General features: G+C 65.1%; 15 protein-coding genes. 10 read left to right on the top strand and 5 right to left on the bottom strand.

Translation table 11 applies throughout. The annotated features are described in order from the left end of the window. Positions 1 to 54: 54 nt before the first annotated feature. Entirely contained in the window at positions 55 to 1719 is a 1665-nt protein-coding gene (locus tag LG30_RS0114875; RefSeq protein ID WP_033131478.1) for a FapA family protein, read from the bottom strand. Between the two features lie 227 nt (positions 1720 to 1946). On the opposite strand from LG30_RS0114875, the gene LG30_RS0114870 reads away from it, so the two are divergent. The 5 genes from LG30_RS0114870 to LG30_RS0114850 all read left to right on the top strand — a co-directional run bounded on the left by LG30_RS0114870 (position 1947) and on the right by LG30_RS0114850 (position 5827). Beyond that, on the top strand, positions 1947 to 2918 hold the full coding sequence (locus tag LG30_RS0114870) for an HlyD family secretion protein (RefSeq protein ID WP_033131477.1): 972 nt from the start codon (positions 1947 to 1949) through the stop codon (positions 2916 to 2918). Then, the gene (locus tag LG30_RS0114865) at positions 2911 to 3840 is read left to right on the top strand and encodes an ABC transporter ATP-binding protein (protein ID WP_033131476.1); all 930 of its coding nucleotides are present in this window, start codon (positions 2911 to 2913) and stop codon (positions 3838 to 3840) included. The genes LG30_RS0114870 and LG30_RS0114865 overlap by 8 nt, the downstream gene beginning before the upstream one ends. Further along, a complete protein-coding gene (locus LG30_RS22560; RefSeq protein WP_033131475.1) occupies positions 3837 to 3974 on the top strand; it encodes a hypothetical protein in 138 nt (45 codons plus the stop codon). The genes LG30_RS0114865 and LG30_RS22560 overlap by 4 nt, the downstream gene beginning before the upstream one ends. Further along, positions 3962 to 5056, top strand: coding sequence for an ABC transporter permease (locus LG30_RS0114855; RefSeq protein ID WP_033131474.1), 1095 nt, complete (start codon positions 3962 to 3964; stop codon positions 5054 to 5056). The genes LG30_RS22560 and LG30_RS0114855 overlap by 13 nt, the downstream gene beginning before the upstream one ends. Before the next feature lie 237 nt (positions 5057 to 5293). After that, a complete protein-coding gene (locus tag LG30_RS0114850; protein WP_052101116.1) occupies positions 5294 to 5827 on the top strand; it encodes a metal-dependent hydrolase in 534 nt (177 codons plus the stop codon). A 138-nt stretch (positions 5828 to 5965) separates the two neighbouring features. Here the strand turns inward: LG30_RS0114850 and LG30_RS0114845 are convergent, their stop codons facing one another. Beyond that, entirely contained in the window at positions 5966 to 7129 is a 1164-nt protein-coding gene (locus tag LG30_RS0114845; protein ID WP_033131473.1) for a molybdopterin-binding protein, read from the bottom strand. 250 nt (positions 7130 to 7379) lie between these two features. Here LG30_RS0114845 and LG30_RS0114840 point away from each other — a divergent pair, with 250 nt between their 5' ends. After that, positions 7380 to 7676: a CG2 omega domain protein gene (locus LG30_RS0114840; RefSeq protein ID WP_152599314.1), complete on the top strand. Its 297-nt coding sequence runs from the start codon at positions 7380 to 7382 to the stop codon at positions 7674 to 7676. Positions 7677 to 7818: 142 nt separating this feature from the next. Beyond that, complete coding sequence (gene metA, locus LG30_RS0114835) at positions 7819 to 8766, top strand: homoserine O-acetyltransferase MetA (protein ID WP_033131472.1); 948 nt, start codon at positions 7819 to 7821, stop codon at positions 8764 to 8766. A 236-nt stretch (positions 8767 to 9002) separates the two neighbouring features. Here the strand turns inward: metA and LG30_RS0114830 are convergent, their stop codons facing one another. Beyond that, positions 9003 to 9518, bottom strand: coding sequence for a phosphatase domain-containing protein (locus LG30_RS0114830; RefSeq protein ID WP_033131471.1), 516 nt, complete (start codon positions 9516 to 9518; stop codon positions 9003 to 9005). Positions 9519 to 9679: 161 nt separating this feature from the next. On the opposite strand from LG30_RS0114830, the gene LG30_RS0114825 reads away from it, so the two are divergent. Beyond that, positions 9680 to 10150: an Lrp/AsnC family transcriptional regulator gene (locus LG30_RS0114825; RefSeq protein ID WP_033131470.1), complete on the top strand. Its 471-nt coding sequence runs from the start codon at positions 9680 to 9682 to the stop codon at positions 10148 to 10150. Positions 10151 to 10207: 57 nt separating this feature from the next. Here the strand turns inward: LG30_RS0114825 and LG30_RS0114820 are convergent, their stop codons facing one another. Further along, positions 10208 to 12172, bottom strand: coding sequence for an LTA synthase family protein (locus LG30_RS0114820; RefSeq protein WP_033131469.1), 1965 nt, complete (start codon positions 12170 to 12172; stop codon positions 10208 to 10210). Between the two features lie 262 nt (positions 12173 to 12434). On the opposite strand from LG30_RS0114820, the gene LG30_RS0114815 reads away from it, so the two are divergent. Together LG30_RS0114815 and LG30_RS0114810 are read left to right on the top strand one after the other, a co-directional pair. Further along, positions 12435 to 12707 (top strand): DUF2442 domain-containing protein, encoded by a 273-nt coding sequence (locus LG30_RS0114815; protein WP_033131468.1) that lies wholly within the window; start codon positions 12435 to 12437, stop codon positions 12705 to 12707. 124 nt (positions 12708 to 12831) lie between these two features. Further along, on the top strand, positions 12832 to 14463 hold the full coding sequence (locus tag LG30_RS0114810; protein ID WP_033131467.1) for an alpha-amylase family protein: 1632 nt from the start codon (positions 12832 to 12834) through the stop codon (positions 14461 to 14463). 60 nt (positions 14464 to 14523) lie between these two features. On the opposite strand, the gene LG30_RS0114805 is transcribed toward LG30_RS0114810, so the two are convergent. Continuing rightward, positions 14524 to 15060: an MgtC/SapB family protein gene (locus LG30_RS0114805; RefSeq protein ID WP_033131466.1), complete on the bottom strand. Its 537-nt coding sequence runs from the start codon at positions 15058 to 15060 to the stop codon at positions 14524 to 14526. Positions 15061 to 15070: the final 10 nt, after the last annotated feature.

Below are 15070 nucleotides of genomic sequence, written 5' to 3'. Positions count from 1 at the left end.
CCGCCGGGATCACGCCATGCCGTGATCCCGCCAAGGCGAGAGAGTGGGCGGCCCTCAGCGGTGGCCCTGATAGGGGGTCAGTTGCAACTGATCTTCCCGGATGGCGAAGTGGATGGGGCCGTGCTCTATGTCGACCCTGTTGTGATGGTGGGCCATCTCCACCTCGACACCGGGGAACAGCCGCTGGGTGGCGATGATGTCCATGTTGGCCATCAGCGCCTGCAGCTCGGCCTGGACGCTGGCCAGTTGCTCGTCCAGCGACTTGCTTTCCTCGAGTTGCTGGCTGCGCAGCGTCTTGATCTTCTGCAGGGTCTCGGGGCTGCGCTTCTCCCGGGGCAGTTGCAGCAGCCGCAGGATGAGATCCTGCAGCTTGTCGAGCTGCTCCCGGCAGGCCTGCTTGCGTTGACGCAGGGCCTGCTCCTGCTCCTTGTGGCTGAAGTAGCCGCCGAGGATCTGCAGCCGGGTCCGGTTCTGTGCCGAGGCGCCGAGCACCGGGGCCATGATCAGCCGGTTGGCGATGTTGACGCCCCCGATCAGGTGACCCTTGCGCATGGCGCTGTCCCCGACCTTGAGATCCTGGCCGCTGCGGCAATAGCTGTGGCTGAGCTGGCTCTGGATATGGATGTCGCCATCGGCCTCCAGCCTGGCGTACTGGGCATAGCTGGCGTGGATCTCGCCCCCTGCGTTCAGGTGGCACAGGTACTCATCCTCCTCCTGCTTGCGGCCGATGATGCCGTTGCGCACCGTGATGGTGCCGCCCGATTCGATATAGCCCCCCTCGACGAAGCCACCGATCACCACGTCACCGCTGGTCTTGATCCGCATGCCGGGCATGACATCCCCGGTGACCAGCAAGGAGCCTTCGAAGATGACGTGGCCGTGGCGAATGTCGACCTGCTTGACGCTCAGCACCTCATCGACCCTCATGCCGGCCCGCTCCTGGCAGGGCAGGCCGGGGCGTGTCGCCAGCAGCAGATCCGGGTCTTCGGGGGCGAGGCAGGCCCCTTCCCCCGCCGTCATGGCGCTCTCCTTGCCCGCTCTGGCCGGCAGCGTTTGGCCCGTCACGGTGAAACCGTCGATCCCCTGAGTCGGGGGATGGCGCCGCATCAGCGGCGTGCCCGCCTTGACGGTGAGCAGGGTGCCGAGATCGCGCATGTCCACCTTGCCATGATCCCGCTCCTGGGGCCTGAGGATCCGCTCGGCCGGGGTCTCCACCAGCCGCTCGAGCCGGCTATCCAGACCGTGCTCGACCGCTCTGCCCAGGGCGATGACGGGCCTGAGCCGGGTGCCGGGGGCAGCCTCCCTCGCGGTCTGGACGAGGCTGGCGAGCCGGGATTCGTCGAGCCCCAGCCTGATCTCGCTCGCCGCCACGGCGGCCTGCAACTGGCTCAGGGTCAGGGGCTGGCCGCCCCAGTCTGCGGTGATCTGGGCGCTGGCACTCATCTTGTCCTGCTCGACCTGGATCAGCAGCCGGGCATCCTGGCGCTGGGCGATGGGCACGGGGGCATGGGAGGGGACGTCCGGATTGGTCAGCAGGGCGTTGAGCAGGGCGACGGCCTGGCGGATCCCTTCGGTCAGGGGCTGGTAGCGCCGGCAGTTGGAGGCCAGCAGCAGGGTCAGGACCTCGGCCTCGGTGACGGGCTGGACCAGGCCGGGGGCGATGCGCAGGCAGACATAGGTCATGTCCGTTGACAGCTGAAACCACTCTTTGCTTAACACCGGGATCCTCCCTGGTTATCCAAATCCGGCTTGCCCTCTTGGCGGCCCTGAACCGCAGTATTCTGGCATTTCTCTTTCCGGGTCAACGAGCTGAACTCAAATGAGTGAGCTGGACTGAGGAAATTGTTCGTGACGGAGGGTATGCTGGCGATAGCCATGTCCATTGTGTCCATCCCTATCTGTGAGGCCGTCGGCGAAATGCGATGACGGCCTGTGCGAGGAACCCCATGTCGCGTCCCCCCCTGTTGCGGATCCTGCTGCCCCTCTCCCTGCCGTTGGTGGTTAGCCTGCTCACCGCCTGCCAGCCCGATAACCAGGGGATGGCGCTGGGTACCCTGGAGCGGGATCGGGTGCTGCTGACCGCCACCGCCAACGAGATAGTCCGGGCCTTGCCGGTGGCAGAGGGGAGTCGGGTAGAGGAGGGCAGCCTGCTGGTGCAGCTGGACGATCGCCGCCAGCAGGCGGTGCTGGCCCGGGCCCGTGCCGAGGAGGCCAGCGCCAGGGCGGCCCTGGCTCGCATGACCAATGGTGAGCGGCCGGAGGACATCGCCGCCGCCCGCGCCAGCCTCGACAAGGCGCAGGCCAACCTCAGGGAGGCGGAACGCAGCTTCCAACGTACCGAGCGGCTGGTGGCGCAGAAGCTGCAGAGCCCCTCCGAACTCGACAAGGCGCGGGCCGAGCGTGACGGCGCCCTGGCCGAACGGGATGGCGCCCATCAGCAGCTCGACAAACTGAGCCGGGGCGTGCGGGTCGAGGACATCGACGAGGCCAGCGCCAAGCTGGCGGCCGCCAGGGCCGACGTGGCACTGGCCGAGCGGGAGCTGGCGGATCTGACCATCACAGCGACCCGCAGCGGTCGGCTCGACAGCCTGCCCTACAACCTGGGAGAGCGCGTCCCGGTCGGTGCCGTGCTGGCGGCCATCCAGGCGGATCAGGCGCCCTACGCCCGGGTCTATGTGCCCGAGACGGCGCTGGCCAGCTACCAGATTGGCCAGGCCATCCGGGTGCGGGTGGACGGCGTGCCCGAGCCCCTGACCGGGCGGCTGCGCTGGATCTCCAGGGAGCCCGCCTTCACCCCCTACTACGCCCTCAACGAGCAGGACAGGGCCCGGTTGGTCTATCTGGCGGAGATCGACCTGCCCACGGCGCAAGAGCTGCCAAGCGGCCTGCCCCTGCAAGCGGAACCCGGCGATGAATGAGTTCGCGATCCGGGCGCAGGGCGTCAGCCGCCGCTTCGGCGATTTTCTCGCCGTGGACGGGCTGGATTTGCGCGTCCCCGGCGGCCAGATCCACGGTTTTCTCGGTCCCAACGGCTGCGGCAAGTCCACCACCCTGCGGATGCTGACCGGCCTGCTCACCCCTTCCAGTGGGGAGATAGAAGTACTGGGGCTCGCCATCCCGAAGCAAGCCGAGGCGCTGCGCCGCCGGATGGGCTACATGACCCAGAAGTTCTCCCTCTACGACGAGCTGACGGGCTGGGAGAACCTGGAGTTTATGGGGCGCATCCACGGCATGAGCGGTGGGACTCTGACCGCCAGATTGCACGAGCTGCTCGCCACCTATGAGCTGACGGCGCTGGCGACGCGCCGGGCCGGGGCCATGAGCGGCGGCCAGAAGCAGCGATTGGCGCTGGCGGCGGCGGTGATCCACCGCCCGGATCTGCTGCTGCTCGACGAGCCCACCTCGGCGGTGGATCCCCAGAACAGGCGCGACTTCTGGGAGAAGCTGTTCGACTTGAGCGAAGGGGGCACCACCATCCTGGTCACCACCCACTACATGGACGAGGCGGAGCGCTGCCACGGGCTCGCCATCATGGAGGCGGGCAAGGTGCGGGCTCAGGGCTCGCCCCAGGCTCTGATGGAGGCCATGAATACCCGGGTGGTGGAGGTGCAGGCGGAGGATCTGCGGCTGCTCAAGCAGCAGCTGCTGCAACTGGCGCCGGTACGCTCCGCCGCCCAGCTCGGTCAGCGGCTGCGGGTGCTGGTGGACAAGTCGCTGGCGGATCCCGTGCCCTGGCTGCAGCAGGCCTGTCCGGCCCTGGCCGGCGCCGCCATGGCCCTGGTCAGGCCTAGCCTGGAAGACGTCTTCGTCAGCTGCACCGGTCAGGAGCCCAGGGCATGAACAGTCTGCGACGGCTCTGGGCCATCACCCAGAAGGAGCTAAGGCAGTTGGCGCGGGACAGGCTGACCTTTGGCACCCTGGCGGTGATGATCCCGCCACGTCGAACCGTGAGGGCAAGCCGATGGACGGTCTGAGGCGGCTCTGGGCAATTACCCAGAAGGAGCTAAGGCAGCTGGCGCGGGACAGGCTCACGTTTGGGATGGTGGTGATGATCCCGCTGATCCAGCTGCTGCTGTTTGGCTACGCCATCAATAGCGACGTGCGCCAGATCCCGGCCGGGCTGGTGGACATGAGCCAGAGCGTGCCGGGGCGGCTGCTGGCGGAGGCGGTGGAGGCGAGCCAGGTGGTGAGCATCAAGCAGCGTTACGTCGGTATCCAGCAGGCGGAAGCCGCCCTGACCCGGGGGGAGGTGCGGGCCGTGCTGGTGCTGCCCACGGATCTGGACCGTCGACTCAGCACCGGCGAGAGCGCGGGCCAGTGGCTGGTGGATGGCTCGGACACCATGATAGCGGGGGCTCTGCTCGGCTTGCGCACCATGCCGCTGACCGTGCTCAAGCCCGATCTCAAGCCTGTCCCCCCCACCTTCGAGACGGTGCTCTACTTCAACCCGGCCCGCCGCTCGGCGGTCAACATAGTGCCCGGCCTGCTCGGGGTGATCCTCACCATGACCATGATCATGTTTACCTCGGCGGCCATAGTGCGCGAACGGGAGCGCGGCAATCTGGAGCTGCTCATCACCACCCCGGTCGGCTCGATGGAGCTGATGATCGGCAAGATCCTGCCCTACATAGGGGTGGGACTGATCCAGGTCGCCATCATCCTCGGCCTCGGCCACTTCATCTTCGCGGTGCCCATCAACGGCGCCCTGAGCCAGGTGTTGCTGGCGACCCTGCTGTTTATCGCCGCCAGCCTGACCCTGGGGCTGCTCATTTCCACCCTGGCCCAGACCCAGTTGCAGGCGATGCAGATGACGGTGTTTATCCTGCTGCCGTCCATCTTGTTGTCGGGCTTCATGTTCCCCTACGAGGGGATGCCGGCCCCGGCCCAGTGGATCGCCGAGGTGCTGCCCGCCACCCACTTCATGCGGATCATCAGGGGAGTGGTGCTGCGGGGCGGGGAGCTGTCGGAGTTGCTGCCGGACGTGCTCTGGCTGCTGGGCTTCACCCTGCTGATGCTGACCCTGGCCGCCCACCGCTTCAAGAAGAGCCTGGATTGACCTGGGGGGCGGCCAGCTCCCTCAGGCCGTCCGACCCCCTTGTCTGGCGGTGAATTTGGCGCCGTATGAGGCGCAATTGATGTGTGACACGGGCATTTGGTGGAATAAATGACTGTGAAAGTGAGGTTTGAGCAACATTCGTCTTGCTCATTACGGTGGGAGGGATTCTAATCTGCCGCCCGGTACTCGCCGGGCCAGTACCGCATCCGTCCATCTCTTGCTTCATCGAACCCATCCATGACCGCCCAAGGCCACCTGCTGTTTTCCGTTACCTGCACCCTGCTTGCCCATCAACTGCAGCTCACCCCGGCCCTGGCCGATGCCAGCCTCTGGCAGCTGGTGCCCGTCGCCCTGGCCAGCGCCCTGCTGCCGGATCTCGACCACCCCAACTCCCTGCTCGGCCGGCGCCTGCCCTGGATCTCGGGGCCGCTCTCCCGCCTGTTCGGTCACCGTGGCTTCACCCATAGCCTGCTGGCGGTCGGCATCGCGGTCTGGGGGCTGGCGCAGTTCCAGGCCCCCGGCACGCTGTCGGCGGTGGTGAAGGATGCGCTCATCATCGGCTACCTGAGCCATCTGCTCGGGGACTGGCTCACCCCGGCGGGCATTCCGCTGTTCTGGCCGCTGCGCCGGCGTTATCGCCTGCCCTGGCTGCCGCTCAAGAGCGGCAGTGGCTACGAGACGGCGTTCTGTCTACTGACCCTGGCGCTGGCCGGTTACTGGGTGCATGGCGGGACGGCCTTCAGTGCGCTCGCCCGCCTGACGGCGCTCTGATCGCGGGGATATCCCGCCTATCGGGTTTGGCTGCGCGCGACCCAACGCGGGGGCTCACCGGGTTGGTCGGGCGGCGCTCGGCCGAGGTGGCGCTCGGCGCCCTTCTCCCCTCGCGGGAGAAGGGCGGGGATGAGGAGCCTAGCTGTGGCGCTGCGCGCTTCTGGGGAGGGTGAGGTAGTCGGCGATCACCGGCAGCCCCAGCAGGTGGCGGCGCAGCATGTCGAGGGCGGCGAAGGCGAGGATCTTGCGACCGCTCTGTGGATCCGGGTGGCTGACCTTGAGGGTCTGACCAATCCCCTTGCCATCGGTGCACAGCAGCAGCGGCACCCCGTCCGCTCCCGCACTGCCTATGGTCAGGCTCAGCCCTGTGTCCGTGCCGGTTAACTGCGCCAGCTCATTCGGGAGCCGCCCATCGAAGTGCGCCTCAAGATGGGGATGCTCGTGGCAAAAACCGAGCAGGGCGCCCCGACTCTCTCCCTCCCGAAGAGTCAGGTTGCGATCCCCCAGCAGGGCCAGGATCTGGCGCGCCGGATCCTCCTCTCCCCGTCCCACCAGCCAGGGTGAAATCTCCCCCAGCAGTCGACTTTCGGCGGCCTCCATATCGGCAGCGCCCGCCCCATGGCCGATGAGTTTCAGCTCGATGAGCGGCATGGAGGAGCGATAGCCGAGCTCGATGCCGCTCGGCCAGGGGGTGGCGTCCAGCTTGTCGGAGAGGGCCGACTCCGAGATGCCGAAGCTGTAGAAGCGGCGCAGCTCGGTGTCGGTCTGATCCCCCGCCAGCCGTTTCAGGCGTGGCAGGATCTGCTCGCGCACCATCTGCTTGAATTCGAACGGCACGCCCGGGGTGAAGAACAGCTGGCTCTGGCCGTGGCTGGCCGAATAATGGACCAGGAAGCCGCAGGCGGTGCCGACCGGGTTGTCGAGGATCTCGCACTCCCGGGGCAGCCAGGCCTGCTTGGCATTGCTCTGGGGCATGGGGCGGCCCCGGCTGGCGTAGCGCGCTTCGATAGTGGCGAGCCAGTCCGGGAACAGGGTCAGCGGCTGGGCAAATGCCTCGGCCGCCGCCAGGGCGGTGAGATCGTCGGCGGTGGGGCCCAGGCCGCCGCACACCAGCACCACCTCGGCGCGCCCGGCGCTCTCCTGCAGCACGGCTTTCAGATCCGCGAGGTTGTCCCCGACTGTGAGCCGGCGGCGCACCTGCCAGCCCTGCTCCAGCAACAGGGCGCTGAGCCAGGCGGCATTGGTGTCCACCACCAGGCCGGTCACTATCTCATCACCGGTGCTGATGATCTCGATACGCATGCAAACTCCTTGAAACGGGGTGGCGGCAGGCGCCGATGGGGTTGCAATTGTAGCAATATCCATCGGCCGCTGGCGACATCCCCTCCGTCCTGGCAGCACGGTGAGCCTCTCGTTGTTAACCAAGGCGCAACAAGGGTGAACCCTGGCTTAAGCGTGGGCATGTATTCCGGTGGCAACAGTCACGTTCCATGACAGAGGTGGGGTAAAATGCTCACCAATTGTTCAATTGTTCAAAAAGAAGGTCATGACCATGAAACACGCAGCCTTGTTGCTGGCCCTGCTGGTAGGCACCCCCGCCTGGGCTGGCTTGCAGATCAACTCCAACGATGTGCGCATCAACGTAGACGGCGATGACGTCGATGAGTGGAAAGACAAGCACGATGAGAACTGCTCGACGGTCGAGATAGGCAACGTCAAGATGAGCAATGAGGAGTGCGACGGCAAAGGCAAGAACAAGAACAAGAACAAGAACAAGAACAAGGAAAACAGCAGCGTGCATGGGGACAACAACCCTGGCAAAGGCCACAACAAGAACAAAAACAAGTAACAACAAGGGCGCCAAAAGGCGCCCTTGTTGTCAGTGTCGTCGAGGGAGGACGAATGCGCAGGTAACTGATGACAGGCTGGGCGCTTTATTATAGGCTTCTAGATGTCCAGACATATTTACCGATGCAGTACAGGGAGTCAGCATGCCGATCAAGATCCCGGACCAGTTGCCCGCCGCCGAAGTGCTGGGGCAGGAGAACATCTTCGTGATGACGGAATCCCGGGCCGTCACCCAGAACATCCGCCCGCTGCGGGTGCTCATCCTCAACCTGATGCCCAAGAAGATCGAGACCGAGATCCAGCTGATGCGGATGCTCTCCAACTCGCCGCTGCAGGTGGACGTGGATCTGCTGCGCATCGACGATCGGGAGTCGAAGAACACGCCCCAGGCGCACCTGGAGAACTTCTATCACGACTTCGAGCAGGTGCGTGGCAACAACTACGACGGCATGATCATCACGGGGGCGCCACTCGGGCTGGTGGAGTTCGAAGAGGTGGTCTACTGGCCGCGTATCGTCGAGATCATCGAGTGGTCCCATCAGCATGTGACCTCGACCCTGTTCCTGTGCTGGGCCGTGCAGGCGGCGCTCAAGGCCTTGTATGGCATGGAGAAACAGACCCACGGCGAGAAGCTGTCAGGGGTCTATCGCCACCATCGCCTCGATGAGCACGAGGCGCTGCTGCGGGGTTTCGACGACGAGTTCGTCGCCCCCCACTCCCGCTATGCGGCGTTCGACGGGGATCTCATCCGCGCCCACACCGATCTGCAGATCTTCGCGGAGTCAGAGGAAGCCGGGGTCTATCTGGCGGCGACCAAGGATTGTCGTCAGGTGTTCGTCACCGGCCATCCGGAATACGATGCCCTGACCCTGGATGGCGAATATCAGCGGGATCTGGCGGCCGGGCTCACCCCCGTCATCCCGGTCAACTACTACCCGGACAACGATCCCGGCCAGACGCCGCGGGCCAGCTGGCGCAGTCATGGCCATCTGCTGTTCTCCAACTGGCTCAACTACTACGTCTACCAGCTCACCAGCTACCGGTTGGAAGACATCGGCAAGGTGTTCACCTACGAGCAACCCAAGGCATAGGTGCCATCGGGACAGCTCACTAGCAGTTGGGTGGAGGACATCGGCAAGGTGTTCACCTACGAGCAGCCCAAGGCATAGGTGCCATCGGGACAGCTCACTAGCAGTTGGGTGGAGGACATCGGCAAGGTGTTCACCTACGAGCAGCCCAAGGCATAGATGTCATCGAGCCAACTCACTGACAGTGGGCTGGAGGGCATCGGCAAGGTGTTCGCTTACCCGCAGCCCAAGGCTCCCTCTTAGTCGGCCTGCAGCCGCGCCGCCTGGCTATCCAGCCAGTGGCGGTGGCAAGCCAGGGTGAAGGCGTTGGGCCGACGGGCCCGGATGGCGGCCATGGCCTCCCGCTGTGGCTGACCCAGCGTCATCAGCAGGAGGGCGGCGACCAGCCCGGTGCGACCGCTTCCCCCACGGCAGTGAATGGCCAGCTGCTTGCCGTCCCGCAGTAGCGCGATCAGCTGCGGCAACGCCTGCTGCCAGGCTAGCTCGAAATCGGCATCGGGGGCCTCGTCGTCCAGGATGGGCAGATGAAACCAGCCCATGCCCCTGGCCTCCACCTGCTTGCCAAGCCGTGTCAGCGCGCACGCGGCCAGCTCGTCACCCGTCATCAGGGTGATCAGGGCGTGGGCACCGGCCAGTTGCAACTGGCTGAGAGCGTGCGGCATGGGCACGTGCTGGGTGCCGGGGCAGGGGGTGAGCAGCAACTGCCCGTCGAGGCGGGGGACCTCCAGGCTCCAGAAGGGGTGAGAAGGGTGCATGGGGATCCTTGTGGGGGGGCCTGTTTGGTGTCAAATGAGCTCATTGGCGCCGTACCTGAGCGGGGCAGAGCATAGAGGCCCGGCTCAGGATGTCAATCTGCGTTGTGTTCGGCCCGGTTTACGGGCAGAGTCTAAAAAAATTGAGCGAGCAAGGAGTAGAGATGAGAAACCTGGATCAACTGGACTTGGATATCCTGGCCCATCTGTTTCGCGATGCGGGCATGACCAACAAGGATCTGGCGGCCCTGGTCGGGGTGGCGCCATCCACCTGCCTGGAGCGGGTACGCAAGCTGCAACAGGACGGGGTGCTCAAGGGAGCGCACTGCGAGGTGGATTATCAGGCGCTGGGCGGCCACATCCAGGCCATGGTCTCCCTGCAGCTGGCGCGCCACAGCCGTCAGATCATCGATGCGTTCCGCGATGCCATCCTGGCCCTGCCCGAGGTGATCAGCCTGTTCCACATGGGGGGCAAGGACGATTTTCTGGTGCACCTCTGCGTCGCCGACACCGAGCACCTGCGCAACTTCGTGTTCGATCACTTCACCTCGCGCGAAGAGGTGGTGCACCTCGAGACCTCCCTGGTGTTCGAGCACAGGTTCAGCCGCTCCTTGCCCTGCTTCACTCAGCCTTAAGCAGCATAGACAAGAAAAAAACCGCCATTCGGCGGTTTTTTTGTCTGTTAAATCTCATCAGTTCAGCACGATTCGACTGTCAGACGCCGTCTGGTAGAGCCCCTGCTGGTAGGCGAGGCTGCCCCAGAGCACCAGTCCCAGCGCCATCTCCTTTATCTCGTCCGGCTGGGGGGTCGGGCGCAACTGCTGGCGGACGGCATCGTAGATATAACCCTCCGCTGGCCGCTCCGGCTGCAGTATCACCACGTCCTTGCCCCGCATCAGGGCGAAGTTCTTGTCGTACTGCATGATGGCGCGTCCCGGCCAGTCGTCCGGCATCCGGGTCAGATCCTTGCCCAGCATGGGGTAGTCGGCGCTGATCCCCATCAGGGAGAGCAGGGTCGGCGCCATGTCTATCTGGCTCACGACGCGCTCGTCCTGGCGGGGTTTTATCCCCTCGCCGACGATGACGCCGGGGATGTGGAAGCGGGGGATGGGTACCAGGCTGGCACCGCCGACCCGGCTGTCGTGATCGGCGATGACCAGGAACAGAGTGTCTTTCCAATAGTCCGATTGGCGGGCCTTCTTGAAGAATTCACCGACGGCGTAATCCGCATACTTGGCGGCGTTGTTGCGGGTCTGCTTGGGCTGCTCGTAGAGGGCGATGCGATCGTCCGGGAATTCGAACGGATCGTGGTTGCTGGAGCTGAACACCAGGCTGAAGAAGGGCTTGCCCTCCTTGCTCAGGGCCCGGAAGGTCTCGTCCGCCTTGGCCATCAGATCCTCGTCCGAGGCGCCCCAGGAGCCTTCGAACACCGGGTTCTCGAAGTCCTTCTGCTCGACGATGTGGCTGAAGCCGTTGCCGAGGAAGAAGCTGCGCATGTTGTCGAAGTGGCTCTCGCCGCCGTAGATGAAGCTGGTGCTGTAGCCCCGTTGCTTCAGCAGGTCCGCGATGGTGAAAAAGTTGGTCTGGCTCTTGCCGAGCTTGACCACGGCCTGGGCCGGGGTCGGGGTGAAGCCGGTCAGCACGGCCTCGATGCCGCGCACCGAGCGGGTGCCGGTGGCATAGAGCTGGTTGAAGGTCCAACCCTCCTTCGACAGCGCATCTATGTGGGGGGTGAGTGGCAGGCCACCGAGGGAGCCGACGAACTGGGCCCCCAGGCTCTCCTGCAGCAGGATCACCAGGTTCTTCGGCTTGCCGCCGTAGCTGGCCTCGTTGAAGGTCTGGCTCGGCAAGGCCTCCGAGCTGAAGTCCTGGTCGGGGCGGCCGCTCTCCTGGCGCACCAGTGCCAGGATCCGCTCCCTTGGCAACTCACCATAGAACTCCCCGGCGTGCTCCTCGGCCCCCATCTGCTTGATGGCGAAGAACAGGGAGTAGGAGGAGTTGACCACCAGGGCATTGATCAGGGGATCGCTGGCAAAGGCCACCATGGCGGGGTTGAGGGCTCTGTGCCCCAGGCTGGAGCGGGCGCCGAGGAAACCGATGGCCAGGATCAGCAGGGCGAAGACGGGCCTCAGGTACCAGCGGGGGAAGCTGAGTCCGCGCATCAAACGGCCGCTGAGCCACCAGCCGCCGCCCAGCACCGCAGTGCTGAACACCAGGGCCAGCAGCAGTTCGCCCTTGCGACCGGCCCACAGCATGGCGAGCACCTCTTTCGGGTAGATGAGGTATTCGATGTAGAGGCGGTTGGGGCGCACCCCGTATTCGGTGACGAAGGAGGGGGTAGAGATCTCCAGGAACAGCATCAGCCAGAGCCCCAGGGTCAGCCAGACCCGGATCAGCATGAGCCAGGCCCGGCCGAGGGCGTGAGGGCCTGCCAGCAGCAGGGTGAAGACCGCGGGGACGCCCCACAGCCAGCAGAGGGTGGCGACGTCGATGCGCAATCCCTGCAGCAGCATCTGTGACCAGCCGGCGACGGCGTCGACGCGCTCCTGTTGCCAGAGTCCGAGGGCTGCCCGGCTGGCGGTGAGGCTGAGTAGCGCGATCACCGAAAAGATGGCAATGGGCCAAAATGGACCCAGCCAATTCCTTATTTTTGTCATTGTTTTTCCTGATAAAAACCTGATTTTTTATGCCCGTCCTCGGGCATTTTTTTATGTTGCAGGGATATGACCATGGGGCCTGGAAAAGGTTGCGTACGGGACAGGAAAAAGACGCAGACACCGCCGCTGCAATGGCCTCATTGTGACGGAGTCCTCGGACCAGTACGAGATAAACGGCTGGAAGAAGTGTGATCCCCACTGCAAAGCGGGGAAGGGGGCGTGCCTATAATGGCGCGGGAGTCTCTCAATCGGAGCCGCTATCATGCCGGTCTTTCTCGATGTCGAGTATTTGCAGGGGTGGTGCCTGTTCGTGGTGCTCTCGGATGGCACCACGGGGGCGCTGGATCTGGCCCCTTGGCGGGATCAACCGCTGTTTGCCGCCATCGACTCGGAGCGTCGCTTCGCCCGGGTCTTCATCAATCGTCGCCATCAGCTGGAATGGCCGGGAGGCTGCATGCTGGCCGCCCAGGAGGTCTATCACCTGATCAAGGCCGTCGACGAGCGCAGCGCCTTCAACGAGCGCAATCCACACTGAGAATGGCTGGCTAACCCACTGAGCCAGATAACGTTTTCAGTCACAGACCCGTTTTTTTCCGCTGGTTATCATGACCCCAGTAAGGCGCACCCTGCGCCTGTACCTCCACAGCGGGAAGATAACAATGAAACAGGGAACGTTGCGCTACGGTGGCCTGCTCGGGGCTGCCTTGTTCTTGTCGGCCTGCGGCAGCGGGGGTGGTGGATCCAGCACCGAGCCCCAGCCCCCTGTGGTCAATCCGCCGGTCACTCAGCCACCGGTGACGACGGCCAGCCGCGCCTGCTATGGCGCCGATCAGCCCGCCTGCAACCTGCGAACCTATCAGCTGATGGTGGAGTCCTTCGTCGACGGCGATGGCGCCGCCAACTACGGCGTCGGCTATGGTCCCTCCCAGCACAACGGCGATCTGCAGGGGATCATCGACAGCCTGGATCACATCAAGAGCCTCAACGTCAACGCCATCTGGCTGACCCCGGTGTTCGACTCCTGCGCCGGCCAGGCCGGGGACGACAGGCTGGATGCCACCGGCTACTTCGCCTGCGACTTCTTCAACGTCGACCCCAACTTCGGCAGCAACGCCAGGCTCAAGACCCTGGTGGATGAGGCGCACAAACGCGGCCTCTATGTGTTCCTCGACGGGGTATTCGGCCACGTCAACAAGGTGGGGGTGAGCAAGCCGTCGCCCGAGGGACGGCTGCCCGCCCTCAAGAGCGGCGGCGCCGGCTACCCCGGCCAGCTGGTGGACTACGGCAAGCCGGAGAGCCTCGCCTACTTCAAGGAGGTGGCACGCTACTGGGTCGAGCAGTACGGCATCGACGGCTGGCGGCTGGATCAGGCCTATCAACTCGGGCTGGACGAGTGGCGCGCCATTCGCACCGAGGTGGAGCAGGCGAGCGCGGCGCGCAAGGCGGCAGGCCAGCAGTGGGGCACGCTCGGCTACCTGGTGGGTGAGGTGTGGAAGGGGGCGGACGACATCCGCAACGAGGCCTATGGCCCGAGCGACAACCCAGCGCTGCCCTCGGCGTTCGACTTCCCGCTGCGCTACGGCCTGATGCAGGCGCTGGCGGTGGAGGAGTCCGGCAAGGGCGGGCAGGGGGCCAGCGTGCTTGATGCCAGCTGGAACAAGCTGGAAAACTACCCCAACCACGCCATGCCGAACCTGATGCTGGGCAACCACGATCTGGTGCGCTTCGGCGATCTGGTCCAGCGCGGCAACTTCAACCCGGCGGATTACTGGCAGCGCCACAAGGCGGCCTTCAGCTTCCTGGCGGCCCGCTCCGGTCCCATCACCCTCTATTACGGCGAGGAGTTCGGGGACGAGGTGCCGGGCTTCGCCAAGCAGGTGACCGATAACTGTGCGGCCCAGGGATTGTGCGACGATCACGTGGCCCGCAGCGACGGCAAGGTGCCCGGTGTCACCGGCTTCACCCCGAGCGGCGAGCAGGCCGAGCTCAAGCAGTGGCTCAGCGAGCTGCTGGCCTTGCGCGCCGCCCATCCCGCTCTCTATCAGGGGGAGCGAGTCAAGCTGGTGGCCGATGGCAGTGTCTATGGCGACATCAAGCAGACGGCGGCCGAGCAAGTGGTCTACCTGCTCAACGTCTCCACCACGCCCCAGAGCTACAGCCTGCCTCTGGCCAAGCTGCGCAGCGGCAGCGCCCTGGTGGATCTGCAGAGCGGCGAGCGCCTGGCCATGGGGGGCAGCAGCCTGACGGTAGATCTGCCGCCCCTCACCGGCCGCTTCCTGCTGCTGCAATAAGACGGCAAACAGCAAAAGGGCTCCCGCAGGAGCCCTTTTTGTTGCCAGCTGGCGGTAGGGTCACTTCTCGAGGCCGCCACCGAGCTCCTCCTGACGGGGGCGGGCCTGCACGCCGCGCTCGTTGCCGTTGCGCCAGTGCTCCAGCCGATTGTGCACGCCACGGCGCAGGCTCTTGAAGCTGGTCTCCAGGTAGTGAACCCCCACCAGGATCCCCAGGGTCACGCCGGTGAGCAGCACGGCCTGGTGCAGCATTCCCATGCCGATCAGGGCCCCGAGGGCGGCCAGCATCCAGATGGTGGCGGCCGAGGTCACCCCCAGCACCTGACCATCCCGGGTCATCATGACCCCGGCACCGAGGAAGCCGATGCCGGTGATGAGCTGACCCAGCACCCGCGCCTGATCCGCAGACTGCGGGCTGACGGCGGCGCCGATGGCGAGAAAGCAGTAAGTGCCGAGCACGATGAGGGAGGAGGTGCGAATGCCGACCGGCTTGCCGTGCAACTGACGCTCCAGCCCGACCAGACCGCCACACACCAGACAGGCCAGAATGTTGTTCCAGCCAAGGGGCGCTATGTCCCACCACTGCGTTGTCATCATACCCACCTCT

It is taken from the genome of Aeromonas aquatica, from assembly GCF_000764655.1.
In the GTDB taxonomy this organism is placed as follows: Bacteria; Pseudomonadota; Gammaproteobacteria; order Enterobacterales; family Aeromonadaceae; genus Aeromonas; species Aeromonas aquatica.
This window is presented reverse-complemented; position numbering and strand designations above follow the sequence as displayed.

Bases quoted from the DNA above. Each gene is read 5' to 3' on its own strand.
- LG30_RS0114845 (WP_033131473.1), bottom strand. From the start codon at position 7,129: ATGCGTATCGAGATCATCAGCACCGGTGATGAGATAGTGACCGGCCTG.
- LG30_RS0114830 (WP_033131471.1), bottom strand. From the start codon at position 9,518: ATGCACCCTTCTCACCCCTTCTGGAGCCTGGAGGTCCCCCGCCTCGAC.
- LG30_RS0114820 (WP_033131469.1), bottom strand. From the start codon at position 12,172: ATGACAAAAATAAGGAATTGGCTGGGTCCATTTTGGCCCATTGCCATC.
- LG30_RS0114855 (WP_033131474.1), top strand. From the start codon at position 3,962: ATGGACGGTCTGAGGCGGCTCTGGGCAATTACCCAGAAGGAGCTAAGG.
- LG30_RS0114865 (WP_033131476.1), top strand. From the start codon at position 2,911: ATGAATGAGTTCGCGATCCGGGCGCAGGGCGTCAGCCGCCGCTTCGGC.
- LG30_RS0114825 (WP_033131470.1), top strand. From the start codon at position 9,680: ATGAGAAACCTGGATCAACTGGACTTGGATATCCTGGCCCATCTGTTT.
- LG30_RS22560 (WP_033131475.1), top strand. From the start codon at position 3,837: ATGAACAGTCTGCGACGGCTCTGGGCCATCACCCAGAAGGAGCTAAGG.
- LG30_RS0114870 (WP_033131477.1), top strand. From the start codon at position 1,947: ATGTCGCGTCCCCCCCTGTTGCGGATCCTGCTGCCCCTCTCCCTGCCG.
- LG30_RS0114840 (WP_152599314.1), top strand. From the start codon at position 7,380: ATGAAACACGCAGCCTTGTTGCTGGCCCTGCTGGTAGGCACCCCCGCC.
- LG30_RS0114810 (WP_033131467.1), top strand. From the start codon at position 12,832: ATGAAACAGGGAACGTTGCGCTACGGTGGCCTGCTCGGGGCTGCCTTG.
- metA (WP_033131472.1), top strand. From the start codon at position 7,819: ATGCCGATCAAGATCCCGGACCAGTTGCCCGCCGCCGAAGTGCTGGGG.
- LG30_RS0114805 (WP_033131466.1), bottom strand. From the start codon at position 15,060: ATGATGACAACGCAGTGGTGGGACATAGCGCCCCTTGGCTGGAACAAC.
- LG30_RS0114815 (WP_033131468.1), top strand. From the start codon at position 12,435: ATGCCGGTCTTTCTCGATGTCGAGTATTTGCAGGGGTGGTGCCTGTTC.
- LG30_RS0114850 (WP_052101116.1), top strand. From the start codon at position 5,294: ATGACCGCCCAAGGCCACCTGCTGTTTTCCGTTACCTGCACCCTGCTT.